General features: G+C 43.1%; 1 protein-coding gene. It reads left to right on the top strand.

Annotation, left to right across the window (positions count from 1 at the left end; genetic code table 11):
- Positions 1-88: 88 nt before the first annotated feature.
- Positions 89-1,650 (top strand): L-glutamate gamma-semialdehyde dehydrogenase (pruA, locus tag KTHG_RS00005; RefSeq protein WP_126991779.1); only part of this gene is annotated, 1,562 nt, incomplete at its 3' end.

The raw sequence follows: 1,650 nt of genomic DNA, 5'->3' as shown, positions 1-1,650 counted from the left end.
GCTTTGTAAAATAATTATGCACTATAATAAAAATGTAAAATATAAATGTGCAAAATATTTTGGCACTTTCACCGAGGAGGATTTATTGATGATTGATGTAAAAAACTTACCAGACTACGTAACAGAACCATTAACAGATTTTTCGAAAGAGGAAAATGTAACGGCTTACAAAGCAGCACTTGAAAAAGTGAAAGCGACGCTTGGCACAGACTATCCGTTAATTATTGGTGGCGAACGTGTTACAACGGATGGCAAAATTACGTCTTATAACCCAGCGCATAAAACACAAGTTGTAGGGACGGTGTCAAAATCAACAAAAGAATTAGCGGAACGTGCGATGCAGGTCGCAGATGCAAAATTCGATGAGTGGAGTAAAACCCCAGCGGAAGAGCGCGCGGCGATTCTATTACGAGCAGCAGAAATTACGAAGGAACGTCGCCATGAAATGTCAGCGATGATGACGCTAGAAGCAGGCAAGCCATGGATTGAAGCCGATGCGGATACAGCAGAAGCGATTGACTTTATGGAATATTATGCGCGTCAAATGCTGGAGCTAAAAGATGGCAAGCCAGTCAACTCACGTGACGGTGAGAAAAATACATTCGAATACCGTTCACTTGGTGTCGGTGTGATCATCTCACCTTGGAATTTCCCATTTGCGATTATGGCGGGTACAACGGTTGCAGCTGCAGTTGCAGGGAATACGGTGTTATTAAAACCAGCGTCAACAACGCCAGTGATTGCTTATAAATTTATGGAAATTTTAGAGGAGGCTGGTCTTCCGGCCGGCGTTGTCAACTACATTCCAGGGCCTGGCGGTGAGGTGGGTGACTACTTAGTTGACCATCCACGTACACGCTTTGTATCCTTCACGGGTTCTCGTGATGTCGGCTTACGCATTAACGAGCGCGCATCAAAAGTAAATGAAGGTCAAATTTGGATCAAACGTGTCATTGCAGAAATGGGCGGAAAAGATACGATTGTGGTTGACAAAGAGGCGGATTTAGATTTAGCAGCTGAATCTATTGTGAAATCAGCATTTGGTTTTTCTGGTCAAAAATGTTCAGCATGTTCACGTGCGGTAATCGTAGAGGATGTGTATGATGAGGTACTTGAAAAAGTGGTGAAATTAACAAATGACTTAACAATCGGAGACCCACAAGACTTCTCAAACTTCATGGCAACCGTTATTGATGAGGCTGCATTCAAAAAAATTACAAGCTACTTCGATGTAGCAAAAGAAGAAGGCCGTATTGTTGCCGGTGGGACAGCGGATGATTCAACAGGTTACTTCGTCAACCCAACAGTTGTCGCAGATGTTGCACCAAACGCACGCTTAATGCAGGAAGAAATCTTCGGTCCAATCGTTGCTTTCTCAAAAGCAAAAGATTTTAATGAAGCATTAGACATCGCAAACAACACAGAATACGGCTTAACAGGTGCTGTTATTTCAGACAACGAAGACCATATTGCACAGGCAAAACAAGATTTCTTCGTTGGGAACCTATATATCAACCGTGGCTGTACAGGTGCCATCGTTGGCTACCAACCATTTGGTGGCTACAATATGTCCGGTACTTGTTCAAAAGCAGGTGGCCCAGACTTTATCGGTCTGCATCTACAATCAAAATCAATTTCAACTGCATTACG

Origin of the sequence: Kurthia sp. Dielmo (genome assembly GCF_000307285.2) — a bacterium.
Lineage (GTDB): Bacteria > Bacillota > Bacilli > Bacillales_A > Planococcaceae > Kurthia > Kurthia populi.
Note: the sequence above shows the minus strand (reverse complement) of the source record. Positions and strands in the feature narration are given on the sequence as shown.